Genomic DNA, 16,755 nt, shown 5'->3' on the forward strand with positions numbered 1-16,755 from the left:
TCTTCAGCGTAGACATCCTGGTGAGGTTTTTGTCACCAGAGCTTTTCCGGCCGATGAGGCCACAGATTCAATGGCATGTTTAGCTTGGGCCACGCTGAGTTCACTCGGCAAGCTCGCACCATTCTTGGCCGCAAGAATCTCGGCCATCACACTGACGGCGATTTCCGCAGGCGTCTTGCTGCCGATGTAGAGGCCGATCGGTCCGTGCAAACGCTTCAGCGAGGCTTGGGTCTCACCAAAATGCTCGATCAGGCGTTCGCGTCGCAGCTGGCTGTTGCGCCGCGAGCCTATGGCGCCGATGTAAAACGCCGGGCTGTGGAGGGCCTCGAGCAGCGCCAGATCGTCGAGTTTCGGGTCATGACTCAAAGCGACGATGCAGGTTCGCAGATCGACCGCGAAGTCGCGGACCACGTCATCCGGCATGCCGACGATGCGCTCCACGCCGTCTACCGCCCAAGTCTCGATGTATTCCGGACGTGGATCGCAAACCGCTACCTTGAAGCCGTTGAACAACGCCATGGTGGCCAGGTACTCGGACAATGCGCCGGCACCGATCATGAGCATCCGATAGCCCGGTCCCAGCGTATTTAGCATCTGTTGGCCGTCAAACGTGAACTGCTCCGGGGTCGCCGTGGGTGCGAGCGTCACCTGGCCGGACGCCACTGCCAGGCAGCGGCGCACCAGCCGCCCGCCATCCAGATGGATCAGCAGTTCATCGAGCGACTGCCAGGACGGGCTGAACTCGAGGATCAGTTCAAGCGTGCCACCGCAGGGCAAGCCGAATCGATGCGCCTCATCGGCGCTGACGCCATAGCGCACCACTTGCGGTGCGCTGTCGTCAAAACCACTGCCGCCATGGGCCGTGGTATAGCGATGGATCAAATCGTCTTCGATACAGCCCCCGGACACGCTGCCCACCACTCGACCGTCGTTACGCAAGGCCATCATCGACCCTGTCGGGCGCGGCGAAGAACCCCAGGTGCGCGCCACCGTGGCGAGCAGTACACGCTCGCCGGCGGCGAGCCAGTCCCGCGCCGTGCGCAGGACCAGCAAGTCGATGCTTTCCATCAGGCTCTCCTCTTAGCGCATGTGCAGGATGATCGGGCTGCTGCTGGCCGGATCGGTGTGTTCGCGCAGCTTGCCAACCGCCTGTGCATCAACAGCACTGCCCTGATTACCCCAGGTGCTGCGCATGAATGTCAGTACCTCAGCAATCTGCTGATCCGATAACTGCTCGCGGAATGCCGGCATGCGATAGGCGTCCGGTACACCGGCAGCCACGACACGCTGCGAACCATTAAGGGTGATGTTGATCGCCGAGGCGCTTTCTTTGGCCAGCGCAGAAGTGGCACCCGCCAGCGGTGGCATCCATTGCGATTGTCCCTTGCCGTCCAGGCCGTGGCAGGAGGCACAGCGCGTCTCGTAGGTGTGGGCGCCCGGCGCATTCAGGCGCGTCGCTGCCGAGACCTCTTGATACTGCCATGGCTGCCCGTCGCGCTGGCGGTCCCCAGGCAACGACTTGAGATAACGGGCAATGGCCGTCAGGTCTTCGTCGCTCATGAACTGCGTGGAGTTGTTGAAAGCCTCGGTCATCGAACCGTAGACCACCGCGTGCCTGTTGCGACCGGTCTTGAGGAACTGCACGATTTCCGGTTCGCTCCATCGACCCAGGCCTGTGTTGTGGTCATCGCGCAGGCTCGGCGCGTACCAGCCATCGAGCAAGGCGCCAGCGAGGTAAGGCGTACCGGATTCATCCAGCGCCTTCTCGTTGAACGCCAAGCCACGCGGCGTATGGCAACTGCCGCAGTGCCCGGCGCCCTGAACGAGGTAAGCGCCGCGGTTCCACACTTCATCCTGCGCCGGTTTGGCCACGTAGGGCTCGGCGTCGACAAACACACCGTTCCACAGCGCAATCGGCCAACGCAGGTTCAGCGGAAAGGGAATGGCACTCGGGATGTTCGCCTGTTTGACGGGTGCCACGCCTTTCATGAAGAACGCATACAACGCACGTACGTCTTCGTCACTGAGCTTGGCGTAAGACGGGTAGGGCATCGCCGGGTACAAACGTCGGCTCTCGGGTGCCACGCCATGGCGCACGGCACGGTCGAAGTCCGCCAGGCTGTAGTGGCCGATGCCGGTTTCTGTGTCCGGGGTGATATTGGTCGCGTGGATCGCGCCCAGCGGTGTGGCCATTTCCAGGCCTCCGGCGAACGGCGCACCACCTGGCACGCTGTGGCATGCCACGCAATCGCTAAGCCTGGCGACGTATTCGCCACGCGCGACCAGCGCCGGTTCGATGTCGGCCGCAGCGATCGGTTGGCTTTCAAGGGGCGAGGCGGGCTCGCGGGTGACATACCAGGCCAGCAGGCCTGCCGCGACCAGGCACGGCACTGCCAGCCAGCCAGCGGTTCTTGCGAATCGGCTGTTATTCATGGACGCTCCGGCGTTGATCAGGTGAAGGTGTGTCGGCTCATGGGCAGACTGCGGACCCGTTGCCCGGTCAGTGTTGCCACTGCGTTCGCGACGGCTGGCGCCACGGCCGGCAACGGTGGTTCGCCGATACCGCCCATTTTTTCCCCGCTCTCGATGACACGCACGTGTACCCGTGCCATCCGCGCTGGCGGCAGGATCGGATACAAGTCGTAGTTGCGCGCCCGAGGTTTACCCTCAATCCACACGGACTCTTCCACCAGCGTCTGGGACAGTCCCAACGCCACCGCGCCATTGACCTGAGCGTCGACAATCGCCGGGTTGACGATGCTGCCGGGGTCAATCGCCTGCCAGATGTCGTGGACCTTGACCTGGCCATTCTCGATGGACACCTCGGTGATCACGGCCGTCTCTGTACCGAACGGCGAAGCCATCGCCACGCCTCGCGCACGTTTGCTGCCGTCCTCGGCAGTAAACGGCCCGCGCTTCCAGCCGCCCGACAACTCACCCACTGCTTGCAGCAGCGTGGTCAGGCGCGGGTTGTCGCGCAGCAAATGCAGGCGGAGTTCGAACGGGTCCTTGCCACCCTTGTCGGCCAGTTCGTCAAGGAACGACTCATAGAAGAAGTCGTTGAGGGAATTGCCCACCGAACGCCAGTAACCGAGCATCGCCGGACCTTTGACGTAGATCTGTGCAATCCGTTTGTTGGGGATTGCGTAGGACTTGCCCGACAACCCTTCAAGCGCCGTAGGGTCGAGCTTTTCACCTTGCTTGCCGGCGATGGCTTCAGTGGGACCTTCAGTGGCACTGATCGCTTCGATTGCCAGCGGCCATCCGTCGCTATCAAGCGCCGCGCGGAAATTCACTGCGGCAACGGGACGGAGCACATCTCGCAGGAACTCTTCTTCTCGACTCCAGATCAGTTTGACCGGGCGGCCAACCGCCTTGGACAATTCGATCGCCTGAGGATAAGGACTGGCTGAGTCGTAGAGGAAATGTCGACCGAAGAATCCGCCCAGCAATGGCGAATGCAAGGTAATGCGAGACGCATCGAGCCCTGTGCGTTTGGCGATATCCGCACGGAACATGTCCGGTGCCTGATTAGGCAGCCAGACTTCCAGCGAACCGTCCGGATTGAATCTGGCGAGTGCAGAGGGTGGTTCCAACTGTCCGTGGTTCAGGTATTGGTTGTGGTAGGTGGCGTCGACGCGGGACTTGGCATCGCCAAGAATCGAAGCCACATCCCCTTGGGTTTCATCATCTCTGGCAGGCCCTTTGTCGTCGGCGAGTCGCTTGAGCCACGCATCGCTGGAAAAGTCGGCGGGCATCGGCCGCACTTTGCTGTCGGCCATTGGCTCTTGCCAGTCGACTTGAATCGCCTCCACCGCACGTTTTGCGTGCCACCAACGCTCGGCGACTACCGCCACGGCACCTGGCAGACGATGCACGGAATGCACGCCTTTCATTGCCTTGACCTGATCTTCGTTGCGCAGGTTGCCCACCGTCATACCCAGGCGCGGGGCATGCTGAACGGCGGCATGGAGCATGCCGTCGACCTTCAGATCGATGCTGTAAAGCGCCTTGCCCGTGGACTTGTCATAGGCATCGACGCGCTTGACCGGTTTGCCGATCCAGCGAAACTGGCTCGGATCACGCAGCTTCACAGAGGCCGGATCGGGAACCGGCAGATCCATCGCGCGCTCGGCCAATTCACCGTACGTCAACGAGCGGCCCGACTTGGCATGTACGACTTTGCCAGGTTCGGTGGTCAACTCGGCGACCGGCACGCCAAGCTTTTCTGCACCCGCCAGCAAAAGCATGGCGCGGGCAAGTGCGCCGAGGCGCCGCATCACCGGGTAACTCATGCGCACCGACATACTGCCGCCGGTGACACGCATGCCGTTTTCCATCACCACATAGGCCTCGCCCGGTGGTGCGGCTTCGACCAGGAAGGTCGACGGGTCGGCATCCAGTTCTTCGCCGACAATCTGCGCCATCGCGGTGAACGTACCTTGGCCGCCTTCCATGAACGGGCACAGTAGACGCACGCGGTTGTCCGGGCGGATCTCCAGAAACGCGGGAACCTGTGTGCCGCGCTCGAGCGGTGCAGTCGCCGCCGCTGCAGCGTGCACGCGTGTCGAACCGAGCGGCAGGCCAAAGCCGAGCACCAGTGCGCCCACGGCGGTACCGGTCAAGAAACGTCTGCGCGACACATTCACCGGATCGTGCAGATCAAGCGCTGATGCTTCAAGGGGAGGGTCGATACGGACATTCATGACGCTACTCCCTTGCCGGCAAGCTCATGCATCGCGGCATGAATGGCGTTGTAAGTGCCGCAGCGGCACAGGTTGACCATCGCGGCCTCAATCTGTGCATCACTCGGCTTGGGGTTTTGTTTGAGCAGCGCGGTGGCGGCCATCACCTGGCCGGACTGGCAGTAGCCGCATTGGGCGACCTGAAGATCGACCCAGGTCGAGACGACCCTTTTGCCCACGTCATCGGCTTCGATGGCCTCAATGGTGGTGACCTCGCGGCCGACCACACCAGCCACTGGCGTGACGCACGAGCGCACGACATTGCCGTCCACCAGCACGGAGCAGGCGCCGCATTGCGCCAGTCCGCAGCCGTACTTGGTACCGGTCATGCCCAGATCATCGCGGATCACCCACAGCAGGGGGGTATCGGCGTCGGCATCGACCTGATAGGTCTTCTGGTTGATTCGTAGTTCCATGGTTCACCCGCTTGATCATCGGTTGACGTGCATTTTTATAAGCGGTGAAGCGCTGCGAGGCGCATCACCGGTAAAGCGTGTCGTTCGCTCAACTGGCTGTGTTGTCGAGCGCTTGCGCCTCGAATGGCTGGCCACGCAGCAGTGAAATGTCACGACTGGGCGCGGTCCCAAACAGGCGGCCATATTCGCGGCTGAACTGCGAAGGACTTTCATACCCGACAGCAAATGCCGCTCGCGAAACGTCCAGACGCTCCATCAACATCAGCCGACGGGCCTCGTTCAGCCGCAGCCACTTCTGGTACTGCAGCGGGCTCATGCCGGTGAGCTGGCGGAAATGATGGTGAAAGGTGGGAGCGCTCATTTGCACTCGCGCCGCCAGATCATCGATGCGCAATGCATCGGTGAAGTTGACCTTGAGCCAGTCGATGGCTTTGGCGATGCGATAACCCTGGCCATCGACAGCAGTGATCTGCCGCAGCCGTGCCCCTTGATCGGTATAGAGCAGCCGATAGTGAATTTCCCGCAGGATCAGCGGCGCGAGCACCGGGATCGCCTCGGGCTCATCGAGCAATGCCAGCAGGCGATCGAGCGCACCTTCCAGGGCGGTCGACATAGTGCCAATGCCTGCGCCTGTGCCGGTGGAGGGTTGTCGCTTCGCAGGCATGCCAACCTTGGTGATGACCTCGGCGAGCATGCTCACATCCAGTTTCAGCACGAGCCCGACACAAGGCTGTTCGGGACTGGCTAGCATCACTTCGGAATTGGCTGGCAGGTCCAGCGACGTGACCAGAAACCGCGAAGGGCCGTAGCGGTAGCCTTCGCCACCGACCCACAAGCGCTTTTCCCCACGGCCTACGAGAATGAGGCTTGGTTCGATCATGCACACGACAGGGGGTGCCGGCTGGTCGCGACGAAACAGCGACAGCCCGGGTATGGACGTGACGAAATCACCCGGTGCGCTCACGCGCGGGTCAATGTTCAACGCCAAAGGTGATTCATGGCGCAGGGGTGTATCGATCATGGCGGGTCGCTCCTGTTGACCGAACTCTAATCCGCTGCAGAGGCGTTTCCTATCCACCGCCCTGCATCCTCAGAGGATCAGGCAAGCATTCAAGAGGAATGCACTAGGGCAGAGGCGGATCGACCGGGAGAATGTGTCTATCTGTTACAGGGGAGTGCCCGTATGGGCGACAAACTGCTTGAACCCCTGCGCATCACATCCACACGTTTTTCGCACCAAAGGTAGTTCCCATGACTTCTCCCTCTACAGAAAAACGCGGCTGGAGCGCGGTGCTTGCCATGTCGTTGGCCGCATTCGCCCTGGTCGCTTCAGAGTTCATGCCCGTCAGCCTGCTGACACCCATTGCGGCAGACCTGCACATCACGGAAGGCCAGGCAGGGCAGGGTATTTCCGTGTCCGGTGCCTTTGCATTGATCACAAGCCTGGTCATTGCATCGATCGCCGCTCGCGTAGAACGCAAGAAGTTGCTGCTGTGTCTGACCTTGCTGATGATCGTGTCAGGCACGGTCGTCGCGCTCGCGCCAGGCTATCCTTCATTCATGATCGGACGTGCTTTGATCGGCATAGCCATCGGCGGTTTCTGGTCATTGTCGGCGGCGACGGCAATGCGTTTGGTAAAGCCTGATCAAGTTTCCCGAGCGCTGGCCATCGTCAATGGCGGTAACGCTCTGGCCACGGTAATCGCCGCACCGGCGGGCGCGTTCCTTGGCTCGCTGATAGGCTGGCGCGGCGCATTCTTCTGTGTGGTTCCTGTCGCAGTGCTTGCAGCCGTATGGCTGCTGATCAGCCTGCCGTCGTTCAGTGCTGAGCGCCAGGCAGGTAGCGGTAACGTTCTGCGGCTGATGAAGCAGTTGCCAGTCGCATTGGGGATGGTCGCGGTGAGCGTGTTTTTCATGGGACAGTTCATGCTGTTCACTTATCTGCGGCCATTTCTTGAGGGCGTGACTGGCGTCAGTGTCTCAACGTTGTCCTTCATGCTGCTGGGGCTGGGACTTGCAGGGTTTATCGGCACCTTTCTGATCGAAAGGTTTATGGGGAGCAGCCTGTACCGCACGCTGACAGTTATCCCGCTGATCATGGCTGGCATCGCACTGGCTCTGGTGAACTTCGGCGAATCGCCGGTACTGACCGCTGTGCTGCTTGGCCTCTGGGGATTGGTCGCTACGGCCGCTCCGGTCGGATGGTGGACATGGCTGGCGAAAACGCTGCCTGATGATGCGGAAGCCGGAGGAGGCTTGCTTGTGGCTATCGTCCAACTGGCTATCGCTGGCGGTGCAATCATTGGTGGCCTGGCATTTGATCTGAGCGGTTACAAGGCCACATTCGAGCTCAGCGCAGCCGTGTTGGTCGCCGCTTCTGCGCTTGCTTGGCTAGCGGGTCGCCATGCCACCGAAGGGCTGGGCGATAGGGCTTTAGAATTTCCACCAAACCGCCATTGTCCAGATGCTCGGCCACGGTGATACCTGGCGCCTGGATTGCACGAGAAGCCTACGAGCATCTCGCGAGGGGAGCATTTGAGAAGGTGGTGATCAAAATCGCTTGATAATGTTCAAGGCGCCAATCTGGCGCCTTTTTCGCTTATCTCAGCAGATATATTATTTCCAACATTACTTTGCAGCTTTTGGTGTCTGTTGACTGATGGCCAAGGCAAAGTCTTCGGCAGTTGGGCTTTCCGGCCACTGGGCTACATCTTCAGGCAACGAAATCCAGGGCTGTTTACGCTTGGTCCAGATGTGTGCCAAAGGCGTCAAGCGGTCGGCCCCATTGAGTACGCCAACCCGCAATACACGCATGCCCGGGGCAGCATCGGTCTCATTGAATAGTCGTGTGAAACACTTACTGCAGGCGTACTGCGTCGACGAGTGCTCTTCTGCTTCATGCAGGTATGTAAGCATGCTCCCCGACGCCTTAATCGCCTGAGCGGGACAGAGCATATGCAATGCGAACGCACTGCCGCTCCATCGCTGGCAGTTCAGGCAGTGGCATGCATATATAGGTGGAAGTGCTTCAATCTGCAGTTGAAGATGCACTTGTCCGCATCGGCATTGGCCGGTGAAACCCATGATGTTGCTCCTTATGATGCTGCGCTACGAGTCAGGGGTTCATCATCCATGCTTCTCGAATCCACCAGAAGACAATTAATGGAGCAACCGTTGGTACGGAATAGATGAGCGGGCTGGAATGGGAAAGCCAGCGAGTGTTCCTGGCGGTTCTGCGCAGTGGCAGCCTATCGGGCGCCTCCAGGTTGCTGGGAATTGCGCAGGCAACGGCTCGTCGACGTCTCGACAGCCTTGAAGCGGGTCTGGGCGTGAAGTTATTCACACGAACCTCCTCGGGGCTCGTGCCTACAGCATCGGCACGTGGGCTGGTTCACCATGTCGAATCCATGGCGATGGCTGCCGAGGCGTTCAATCGCATGGCCAGCGCTGAAACGCAGGTCACGAGTGGCACCGTCAGGCTCGCAAGCAGCGCTTTTCTGGGCGTCGAGGTGCTCCCGGGGTTGATGCGTGAGTTTCATTACAAGCATTCAGAATTGAAACTTGAGCTCAGTATCAACGATTCGCTGGAAGACATCGCCCGACAGGAGTCAGACATCGCTGTGCGCCTCGTACGCCCGAGAGAAGCGGAAATAGTCGTGCGACGCGCCGGTGCTTTACGAGTGGGGCTGTTCGCAAATGCCCAATGCCTTGAACGCTATGGCGAGCCTGCAAATCTCGAAGAGGTGCGTCGCGCGCCATTGATTGGACCAGATCGCCGTACCGCTGACTTACGCAGACTGGTCGAGGTGGGGCTGTGCGAAGTAGACCAGCCGTTCTCTATCGCCACCGATAACCACCTTGCTCAACTCGCCGCACTCAGAAATGGCCTCGGATTTGGCTTATGCGCTACCACCGTCGCAGCGACCTATGGACTGATCCAGTTATTGCCTGACAGCTTTGGCTTCGATGTTGATGTCTGGATTGCCATGCACAGTGATCTACGCAAAGTTGGGCGCATCGCCAGAACATTCGAAGCCTTGGGGGAAGCGCTGGCTCTTTATCTGGACGAAGGCAGCGTACAGAGCACAGCCAAACACCCTGAACATCTGGTCGCGAGCAATTTGATTTGAGTAGGCAGCGCCGATATCAGAATGGAAGCGTTGCGGAAATGCCTGAAACGATCCAGAGAGTATGAAGCGAAAAATCGCGAACTTCAGAAACGACAAAGCCCCGAAAAATCAGGGCTTTGTCGTATAGAAGATGGCGGAGGCGATGGGGCTCGAACTCCGCCAGCGCAGCGATAAACCCGCTCGGTAATGTCGCCTTTTGTGTGCCCAAGCAGCAGGCTGGCGTCACCCACATCGCTGATTTTCGAAGCGGCTTTCGGGCGGATTGTAGTGGTCGAATAGCGACCACCACTCATTGTGAGTGATCCACCCTTGTCCTCCCTGAACGTGGAGGACAGGCCATGAGCACTATTGCTACTTACAGCCATCAGCCTTGGAACAACATCTCTCCACCAGACAGTACGCTCGGATAGTCAAAGCGTGGGTAACAACCATTGGCCTTGACGCAACGATGTACGGTACTCATTCGCTACGGAAAACCAAAGCATCGCTGATTTATCGGAGGACCAAGATGTCTTGGAATGGCTGAACAGACGGAAGTTTAACCACCCGTTGCGACGGTCGATGCTAGACCGTCGCGATCCACCCCATTGGCGCCGATTACCAAGGGCTGGAAACGACCAATACTTACCACTCAACTCCGCCAGGTTTGTAGTGGTCAACTAATCCCGGACACGACGTTAAGTTTTTCCTCGGCCCGCGCTGGTGCCAACCCCTCGTTGAACTGGTGAGGCCGAATCCAGTTGTAGCGATGCATCAAAAAGTTGCTGATATCGCGCTGTGCTTCCTGCGCAGTTCGATAGCCCACGGTCGGTATCCATTCTGTTTTCAAGCTACGAAATACGCGCTCCATCGGTGCGTTATCCCAGCAGTTTCCTCGTCGACTCATGCTCTGACGCATGCGGTATCGCCACAACCGCTGGCGAAAGAGTCGGCTTGCATATTGCGATCCCTGGTCCGAGTGGAATAGCAGATCCGAAGGCCTGCCACGCTGCTCGTAAGCCATATCCAGCGCTTTGATCACCAGCTCAGCGTCTGGCTTTTCCGACAGCGCCCAGCCCACGATCCGACGCGTACAAAGATCCAGGACGACAGCCAGGTAATGCCACTTTCCTTGTGCCCAAATGTAGGTGATATCGCCGCACCAGACTTGATTGGGCGCAGGCACGTCGAACTCGCGGTTCAATGTGTTCGGGATATCCAGTCTTTCTACTGTTGCTCGTTTGTAGGCATGGGAGCCGGGTTGTTTGCTGACTAAATCAAGCTCGCGCATCAAGCTACGCACTTTGAATCGACCGAGTTGCTCACCGTCTTCACGCATCAGTGACAGGATGCTGCGACTGCCCGCAGAGCTGCGACTTTGCGAGAACAGCTCACTTACGCGACTACGCAATCGAAGCCGTTCGACATCCGGCGTGCGGCGCCGCGGGCGCTGGGCGTAGTAACACGAGCGAGTGACGTCAAACACCTTGCACAGCCAATCAACCGGCTCATGTGCCCTCAACTGGTCAATCAGCGCGAACGCTCGTGATCTTCCGACATCAAGAGCGCGGTAGCCTTTTTTAGTATTGATTTCTCTCGCTCAAGCCGAGCAATCCGGGCTTCCAGCTCCTGAATTTTTTGCTGTTCCGGAGTCAGTGCCTTGCTCTGCGGAGTGACGCCTTTATGTTCTTTCTGAATCTGGTCAACCCAGCGGCGCAATGCCGACTCACCAATGCCGAGCGAACGGCTGGCTTCGATGTAGCTGTAGTTTTGTTTGAGCACAAGGTCAGCAGCCTCGCGCTTGAATTCAGGAGTAAAGGAGCGGCGTTGTTTAGTCATCTGACACCTCGATCTGGCGAGCATTCTCGCCTAAATGGGTGTCCGGTTTCATTAGACCACTACAGTTTCATCTGAAAGTAGACGGAGACAAGAGTTGCTGAGTACCAAAAAGAGCAGCCAGCTCGTAGGAATATTCCTACAGTCCAGTCGGAAAAGCCTGAATTTTTGCTGCTAAATTTCCTGTTCAAATCTCTCCTCAATGACTTTCGAGCTCTGGCTTGTTTAAGCCTGTCCTGAAAAAAATCAATGAATGAGAGATTTATGAACAGCATCTACCGAGCTATATGGAATCGCACGCGTACCTATTTTATGTTGCCGTCGGAGTCGGCGTCTGACGTATTAAAATCGCGCAACAGCCTTGCGCGCTTATCTTCAAAAGCGCCGGCTTTTCCCTTGAGCACGTTGTCTGCCAGCTTGTTGTTGGCTTTTTCCAGCGTGGGGCACGCTGCTGTTATGGTCGTCGACGGGACGACCTATAGCGGTACGGGGACAATGACGACATCAGGTGACAACAACCCTGTATTGCGGGTTATGAATGTCGGTGAGGCGACTTGGAGCAACGGTATTCTCAGCGCTTCAGGCACTGGCTTGGGCGCTGTTCTGGTAGAAAGCAACTCCACGCTGAATTTGATCGGCATGACCGTAAATTCCCTCATGGCCAATACGTCTGGTTTGATGGCGTCTGGCGGCTCTACGGTAAACCTTCAAAACACCCAGATCGCTACACTGGGCAACAGCGTCGCGCTGGATGTCAAAGAAGCAAGCCAGCTACTTGGTAACCATGTGCAGATCAACAGCACAGGCTCGGGCCTGCTCGTGACGAACTCGACGGCCGATGTCAGCAATCTCGATATTGTTACCCACGGATCTTTCGGATTTGCAATTGCAGCATTAGGAACCAGTAACGTCAACGTTCGCGGAGCCACCATTAAAACCACCAATAACAGGGGCTATGGAATATACGCCAACCCAGGCGGGACGGTGGTGGCGAACGATATCGTGATCAGTACCTCGGGCGCCAATGGTATTGGAATGCAGGCCAACGGAGAGGCTGCTCATATAAGCGTGGACGGCGGCAGTATCACCACAAGCGGAACTGGTACTAGTTACGGAGTTCATGCTTATGGAGGGGGGACCGTTGATGTCAATAACATGGACATTGCCTCTAAAAGCGAAGCGATAAGGGCTGACGTTGGAGGGACGGTGAATGTTGAGTCGTCAAACCTGCACTCAACGGGTACTGCCATCACTGTCGCAAGTGGAGGCATTGTCAATGCGAACAATGTGAGTATTAAAAACAGCGGCGCGCGTCCGCCAATGGTTTGGGCGTTTACTGATTCATATGTGAATCTTGTCAACAGCGATATTGAAATGTCGGGGGGGCATGGTATCTATGCAGATACTGGAAATGTAACCCTCGATAACGTTCGTATTCACGGCGAAGTAGGTGGTATGGGGATTGCCGCCCGCTGGGGGGGCACCGTTGTGGGCAATAACGTCGATATTGCTATGAGTCTTGCTGATGATAGAGACGAAGAGGACAACATAGGCCTGGCTCTGGGCTCTAGTTCACCTGTTTCCAATATTAGCTTCGATAATTCAAGTATTAAGGTGAATGGCAAATTTGCCACTGCTATTGGCGCTTACGGAGCGGATCAGAAAAACGTCCTGCTTAAGAATACTGTGGTCAGTTCCGATAATGTAGCTATCAAGGCGAGCGACTCCGTTGCTTTTGATGTGACTGCTGACAGCTCTACCATCGAAGGTAAAACATTAATGGCCGGCGGGACCGCCGAATCGGGAGGACAGCAAGTTGTGAGCGTAGCACTGAGCGCCACTAACGGCTCCCGACTTAAAGGGGATGTGGAGATCGACCGTGATTACACCCTCGACAGCAGCCTTAACCTTAACGAAGCTTCTACCTGGAAAGGCGCATCGACTGGTTTACATAATCTGAGCCTCCGTGGTGGCAGTATGTGGAATATGACTGGCGACTCTTCGGTGAGCGCTCTTTCGTTGAACGACGGCCGTGTCAATTTCGACCACTCCAACGGCTTGTTCAAAACGCTGACGGTGGGCAATTTGAGCGGCAATGGCAGCTTCTTGCTTAACACTGACCTGGCGACGCTACAAGGCGACTTGCTCAAGGTTGAAGGGCAAGTTGACGGGGAGCACACGCTGATCGTTGCCGATTCCGGCCACCAGGCACAGGGTGGTGCACTGATGCTGGTGGATACCAACGGCGGCGCGGGGAAGTTCGATTTGTACGGCGGTAAAGTCGACGTGGGTGCCTTCCGTTATGGCCTCGAGCAGCGTGGCGATGACTGGTACCTGGCCGGCACTGCACAGGATGCGGGCGGTGGCGAGGGTCCAGTGGGTGATACCGGTGGCGGTGCCGGAGATATCGTTGCGCCCATCGACCCCATTATCAGCAATCCTCAACCAGAGAACCTGAGTAAGGGCGCAAACGCTGCCATCGCTCAACAGGCGGCGGCCACGGGACTCATCGGTGCGCAGATGAATGCCTTGACCAAACGACTCGGCGAGTTGCGTATGGGCAATGATGAGGGCGGTCTGTGGACACGTGGCTTCGGTAAAGAGCAGCGCATCAATACCGGTTCCAGCCGTGCCTTTGAGCAGCAGGTCAACGGTTTCGAGATCGGCGCCGACAAGGCCATTCCTTTCTACAACGGCAAGCTGTATCTCGGCGGTATGGCCGGACAAGGTGAGGCTCGTCAGAACTTCGGCGAAGGCAGCAAAGGCCAGATCGACAGCGCCATGCTCGGCACCTATGCAACCTACATCGACCAAAACGGCGTGTACGTTGACAGCGTGCTGAAATACACCCACTTGGACAACAAGGTCGACATCACCAGCAATATGGGCCAGAAGGTCGACGGTAAATACAAGAATCACGCAGTAGCGGCGAGTGTAGAGGTTGGCAAGCAGATCGATCTTGGACAAGGCTGGTTCGTCGAGCCACAACTGGAACTGCAAGCGTTCCGTGTGGGCAGTGGCGATTACACCGCAAGCAATGGCTTGAAAGTCGAACAGGATGCCGTTACTTCTGTTCAGAGCCGAGTTGGCAGCCTGTTCGGTCGTAACATGAAGCTGGATAACGGTATGACTGTGCAGCCATACGCCAAAGCATCGTGGATTACCGAACATGCCGGTGACAGCCATGTGAGCGTCAACGATGTAAGTCTGGACAGCAAATTGCCAGGTTCGCGGGCGGAAATTGGTGGCGGGGTAATCCTGCAAACCGCCGAGAAGCACAAGTTCTTCATCGACGCGGAGTACACCAAGGGCGATGGTATCGAACAGCCTTATTCGGTGAACGTAGGCTACCGCTACGCTTGGTAAAAGCCTCTCCTGAAGGCAGTTTGAAATAAAGCGAATAGGACCCGGATCTTTGAATTCGGGTCTTGTTCGTTTGTATTTTTGTTGATGACAATCGGCAGGTTCATTTCGTTATTTCAGACAAGAAACGATTCCTTCCCAGGAAAGTAACCGCCGCCTCTAGCCAATTGGGGCACATGACTAGTACGCATTGACGATTCTGTTGGCCATTGGGCGTTTAGACCACTGTCCGATTATGGCCGAAAGCTGCGTATCGAATGCAGCCACATCCCCATGAGCTTCGAGGTCGAATCAACTAAATTTAGGGGTACGCACCAGTGTCGAAGGGCAGGGTTGCGAAAATGGCCGAAAAGATGCGGAACCGATCCGTAGAGAGAGGAGCCAATTTTCTGAATGCCAGAAACGACAAAGCCCTGAATAATCAGGGCTTTGTCGTACATAAGATGGCGGAGGCGATGGGATTCGAACTCATGGACCTGTTACAGTCGACGGTTTTCAAGACCGTTGCCTTAAACCACTCGGCCACACCTCCGTTGCGTTGCGGGCGCCATAATACCTGAATGAAACACACTGTCAAACTCTCTGCATGGCTTGTTACAGAGCGTCTGTTATGATCTTTGCGACTGAACGTTTCAAACCAACAGGAGTGTCGCCATGCGCGAACAGGATTACGCAGTTAATAACGGCGTGCAGGCTGAGCAGCTAGAGGTTAGCCGCGTCCTGCGCAACACATATGGTCTACTCGCTCTCACCCTCGCATTCAGCGGCGTGATGGCGTTCGTTGCCCAGCAGATGCGTGTTGGCTACCCGAACATTTTCGTGGTGCTGATCGGCTTCTACGGGCTGTTCTTCCTCACCAACAAACTCCGTGATTCCGCGTGGGGCCTGGTGTCGGCGTTTGCCCTGACCGGTTTCATGGGTTTCCTGCTCGGCCCGATACTCAACCGTTACCTGGGCATGCAGGGCGGCGCTGAAGTGGTTAGCTCGGCGTTCGCGATGACTGCACTGGTGTTTGGTGGTCTGTCGGCCTACGTGCTGATTACCCGCAAGGACATGAGCTTCCTCGGTGGTTTCATCACCGCCGGTTTCTTCGTCCTGCTGGGTGCAACGCTGGCGAGCTTCTTCTTCCAGGTCAGCGGTCTGCAACTGGCGATCAGCGCAGGTTTCGTGCTGTTCTCGTCCGTCTGCATCCTGTTCCAGACCAGCGCCATCATCCACGGCGGTGAGCGTAACTACATCATGGCGACCATCAGCCTGTATGTATCGATCTACAACCTGTTCGTCAGCTTGTTGCAGATCTTCGGCATCATGAGCCGCGACGACTGATTTCAGTCGATGAAATAACAAAAAACCCGCCTAGGCGGGTTTTTTGTTGTCTGCAGAAAAGGCTATCAATTGATGACGATACTGCCATCGGCCTGTTGCTTGTAGATTGTATAAGGCAACAGCAACGTATCGAGCACCCCTGAAAATGCAGCATCTACCAGTACGCCGGGTGTCGCGTTGTTGTAATTGAACGCATCGACATCATCCGGACGCTCTGCGTGGAGCAAACAGAAGTCATAGGTCACGCCGCTGTAGATTCGCGGAACAGCGCCGCAGTGGGATTTTTTCTCTTTCAGATAGGCCGCGGCGTCCTGATCGCTGCGAACGACTGTCTGCACAGTCCCGCAACCAACGAGCATCAACGCCGCCAGAATTACTGCCTGAATCTTCATACCGCGAATCCTTCGCTGGAAAAACGTCAATCTAAGCCGAATTTGCAGAAAAAGCACCTAAGCCATCGGCGGCAAGCGGCGTTTGACCGGGGTCTTCTTGACTATTGCTGTATTGGTTTCGGCCAAGGTATTGAGGCGGTCGAGCAGGGTGTCCAGTTGTTCCATCGAGCGCACGTGCAGACGGGCGATAAAGCAGTCCTCGCCAGTGACCTTGTCGCACTCGGTGAACTCGGGAATCGACTGAATCTGACGCTCGACTTCCTGCAGTTGCCCCGGTAGCGGTCTTACCCGGACGATCGCCTGCAATTGATAGCCGAAGCACTTGGGATCAATCTCGACGGTGTAGCCCTTGAGCACACCGCGCTCCTCCAGCCTGCGCAAACGCTCGGCCACACTCGGCGACGACAAGCCGCTGATCTGCGCCAGCGCCTTGAGCGAACGCCGCGAATCCTCCATCAATGCGCTGATGAGGATCTGGTCGATATCGTCGGTCATGAACAAACTCCCGCATTAGGCGATTGGTGAGAACTACCCTCGATAAAAAAGGTAGAAAGTGAGTTTAGCCTGC

General features: G+C 57.4%; 13 protein-coding genes, 1 tRNA gene and 2 pseudogenes. 5 read left to right on the forward strand and 11 right to left on the reverse strand.

Features of this window, described 5'->3' with window-relative positions:
- Nucleotides 1–3: 3 nt before the first annotated feature.
- The 5 genes from ACA043_RS13405 to ACA043_RS13425 form a co-directional block, all read right to left on the reverse strand.
- Nucleotides 4–1,068 carry an XdhC family protein gene (locus tag ACA043_RS13405; RefSeq protein ID WP_497659435.1) on the reverse strand — a complete coding sequence of 355 codons (1,065 nt, stop codon included), beginning with the start codon at nt 1,066–1,068 and terminating at the stop codon, nt 4–6.
- A 12-nt stretch (nt 1,069–1,080) separates the two neighbouring features.
- Nucleotides 1,081–2,433: a cytochrome c gene (locus ACA043_RS13410; RefSeq protein ID WP_497659436.1), complete on the reverse strand. Its 1,353-nt coding sequence runs from the start codon at nt 2,431–2,433 to the stop codon at nt 1,081–1,083.
- 17 nt (nt 2,434–2,450) lie between these two features.
- Nucleotides 2,451–4,706 (reverse strand): xanthine dehydrogenase family protein molybdopterin-binding subunit, encoded by a 2,256-nt coding sequence (locus ACA043_RS13415; protein ID WP_497659437.1) that lies wholly within the window; start codon nt 4,704–4,706, stop codon nt 2,451–2,453.
- Nucleotides 4,703–5,161 carry a (2Fe-2S)-binding protein gene (locus tag ACA043_RS13420; RefSeq protein WP_489879777.1) on the reverse strand — a complete coding sequence of 153 codons (459 nt, stop codon included), beginning with the start codon at nt 5,159–5,161 and terminating at the stop codon, nt 4,703–4,705. The genes ACA043_RS13415 and ACA043_RS13420 overlap by 4 nt, the downstream gene beginning before the upstream one ends.
- An 88-nt stretch (nt 5,162–5,249) precedes the next feature.
- Entirely contained in the window at nt 5,250–6,182 is a 933-nt protein-coding gene (locus ACA043_RS13425; protein ID WP_401264957.1) for an AraC family transcriptional regulator, read from the reverse strand.
- Between the two features lie 230 nt (nt 6,183–6,412).
- Between ACA043_RS13425 and ACA043_RS13430 the strand changes: the two genes are divergently transcribed.
- The gene (locus tag ACA043_RS13430; RefSeq protein WP_401264960.1) at nt 6,413–7,642 is read left to right on the forward strand and encodes an MFS transporter; all 1,230 of its coding nucleotides are present in this window, start codon (nt 6,413–6,415) and stop codon (nt 7,640–7,642) included.
- 147 nt (nt 7,643–7,789) lie between these two features.
- Here ACA043_RS13430 and ACA043_RS13435 read toward each other — a convergent pair whose 3' ends face one another.
- Complete coding sequence (locus ACA043_RS13435) at nt 7,790–8,245, reverse strand: GFA family protein (protein ID WP_497659438.1); 456 nt, start codon at nt 8,243–8,245, stop codon at nt 7,790–7,792.
- A 104-nt stretch (nt 8,246–8,349) separates the two neighbouring features.
- On the opposite strand from ACA043_RS13435, the gene ACA043_RS13440 reads away from it, so the two are divergent.
- Nucleotides 8,350–9,291: a LysR family transcriptional regulator gene (locus ACA043_RS13440; protein ID WP_497659439.1), complete on the forward strand. Its 942-nt coding sequence runs from the start codon at nt 8,350–8,352 to the stop codon at nt 9,289–9,291.
- A gap of 83 nt (nt 9,292–9,374) precedes the next feature.
- On the opposite strand, the pseudogene ACA043_RS13445 reads toward ACA043_RS13440, so the two are convergent.
- A pseudogene (locus tag ACA043_RS13445) lies at nt 9,375–9,554 on the reverse strand (hypothetical protein); the annotation flags it as partial.
- Between the two features lie 110 nt (nt 9,555–9,664).
- On the opposite strand from ACA043_RS13445, the pseudogene ACA043_RS13450 reads away from it, so the two are divergent.
- Nucleotides 9,665–9,799, forward strand: a pseudogene (locus ACA043_RS13450) (integrase); the annotation flags it as partial.
- Between the two features lie 147 nt (nt 9,800–9,946).
- Here ACA043_RS13450 and ACA043_RS13455 read toward each other — a convergent pair.
- A protein-coding gene (locus tag ACA043_RS13455) for an IS3 family transposase (RefSeq protein WP_497659638.1) occupies nt 9,947–11,109 on the reverse strand; the annotation gives its coding sequence in 2 pieces (ribosomal slippage) (nt 9,947–10,854 and nt 10,854–11,109; 1,164 coding nt in all).
- A gap of 261 nt (nt 11,110–11,370) precedes the next feature.
- Between ACA043_RS13455 and ACA043_RS13460 the strand changes: the two genes are divergently transcribed.
- Nucleotides 11,371–14,472, forward strand: coding sequence for an autotransporter outer membrane beta-barrel domain-containing protein (locus ACA043_RS13460; RefSeq protein WP_497659440.1), 3,102 nt, complete (start codon nt 11,371–11,373; stop codon nt 14,470–14,472).
- A gap of 441 nt (nt 14,473–14,913) precedes the next feature.
- Here ACA043_RS13460 and ACA043_RS13465 read toward each other — a convergent pair.
- Nucleotides 14,914–15,001: transfer RNA gene (locus ACA043_RS13465), tRNA-Ser, on the reverse strand.
- A gap of 122 nt (nt 15,002–15,123) precedes the next feature.
- Between ACA043_RS13465 and ACA043_RS13470 the strand changes: the two genes are divergently transcribed.
- Entirely contained in the window at nt 15,124–15,795 is a 672-nt protein-coding gene (locus tag ACA043_RS13470) for a Bax inhibitor-1/YccA family protein (RefSeq protein ID WP_187680418.1), read from the forward strand.
- A gap of 65 nt (nt 15,796–15,860) precedes the next feature.
- On the opposite strand, the gene ACA043_RS13475 is transcribed toward ACA043_RS13470, so the two are convergent.
- A complete protein-coding gene (locus ACA043_RS13475; RefSeq protein ID WP_187680419.1) occupies nt 15,861–16,187 on the reverse strand; it encodes a YceK/YidQ family lipoprotein in 327 nt (108 codons plus the stop codon).
- A gap of 57 nt (nt 16,188–16,244) precedes the next feature.
- Complete coding sequence (locus ACA043_RS13480) at nt 16,245–16,682, reverse strand: Lrp/AsnC family transcriptional regulator (RefSeq protein WP_187680420.1); 438 nt, start codon at nt 16,680–16,682, stop codon at nt 16,245–16,247.
- Nucleotides 16,683–16,755: the final 73 nt, after the last annotated feature.

The organism is Pseudomonas sp. LBUM1648 (assembly GCF_059716145.1).

Excerpts from the sequence above, each read along its gene's own strand:
- ACA043_RS13410 (WP_497659436.1), bottom strand. The coding sequence starts at position 2,433 with ATGAATAACAGCCGATTCGCAAGAACCGCTGGCTGGCTGGCAGTGCCG.
- ACA043_RS13440 (WP_497659439.1), top strand. The coding sequence starts at position 8,350 with ATGAGCGGGCTGGAATGGGAAAGCCAGCGAGTGTTCCTGGCGGTTCTG.
- ACA043_RS13475 (WP_187680419.1), bottom strand. The coding sequence starts at position 16,187 with ATGAAGATTCAGGCAGTAATTCTGGCGGCGTTGATGCTCGTTGGTTGC.
- ACA043_RS13415 (WP_497659437.1), bottom strand. The coding sequence starts at position 4,706 with ATGAATGTCCGTATCGACCCTCCCCTTGAAGCATCAGCGCTTGATCTG.
- ACA043_RS13480 (WP_187680420.1), bottom strand. The coding sequence starts at position 16,682 with ATGACCGACGATATCGACCAGATCCTCATCAGCGCATTGATGGAGGAT.
- ACA043_RS13430 (WP_401264960.1), top strand. The coding sequence starts at position 6,413 with ATGACTTCTCCCTCTACAGAAAAACGCGGCTGGAGCGCGGTGCTTGCC.
- ACA043_RS13425 (WP_401264957.1), bottom strand. The coding sequence starts at position 6,182 with ATGATCGATACACCCCTGCGCCATGAATCACCTTTGGCGTTGAACATT.
- ACA043_RS13420 (WP_489879777.1), bottom strand. The coding sequence starts at position 5,161 with ATGGAACTACGAATCAACCAGAAGACCTATCAGGTCGATGCCGACGCC.
- ACA043_RS13470 (WP_187680418.1), top strand. The coding sequence starts at position 15,124 with ATGCGCGAACAGGATTACGCAGTTAATAACGGCGTGCAGGCTGAGCAG.
- ACA043_RS13435 (WP_497659438.1), bottom strand. The coding sequence starts at position 8,245 with ATGGGTTTCACCGGCCAATGCCGATGCGGACAAGTGCATCTTCAACTG.
- ACA043_RS13460 (WP_497659440.1), top strand. The coding sequence starts at position 11,371 with ATGAACAGCATCTACCGAGCTATATGGAATCGCACGCGTACCTATTTT.
- ACA043_RS13405 (WP_497659435.1), bottom strand. The coding sequence starts at position 1,068 with ATGGAAAGCATCGACTTGCTGGTCCTGCGCACGGCGCGGGACTGGCTC.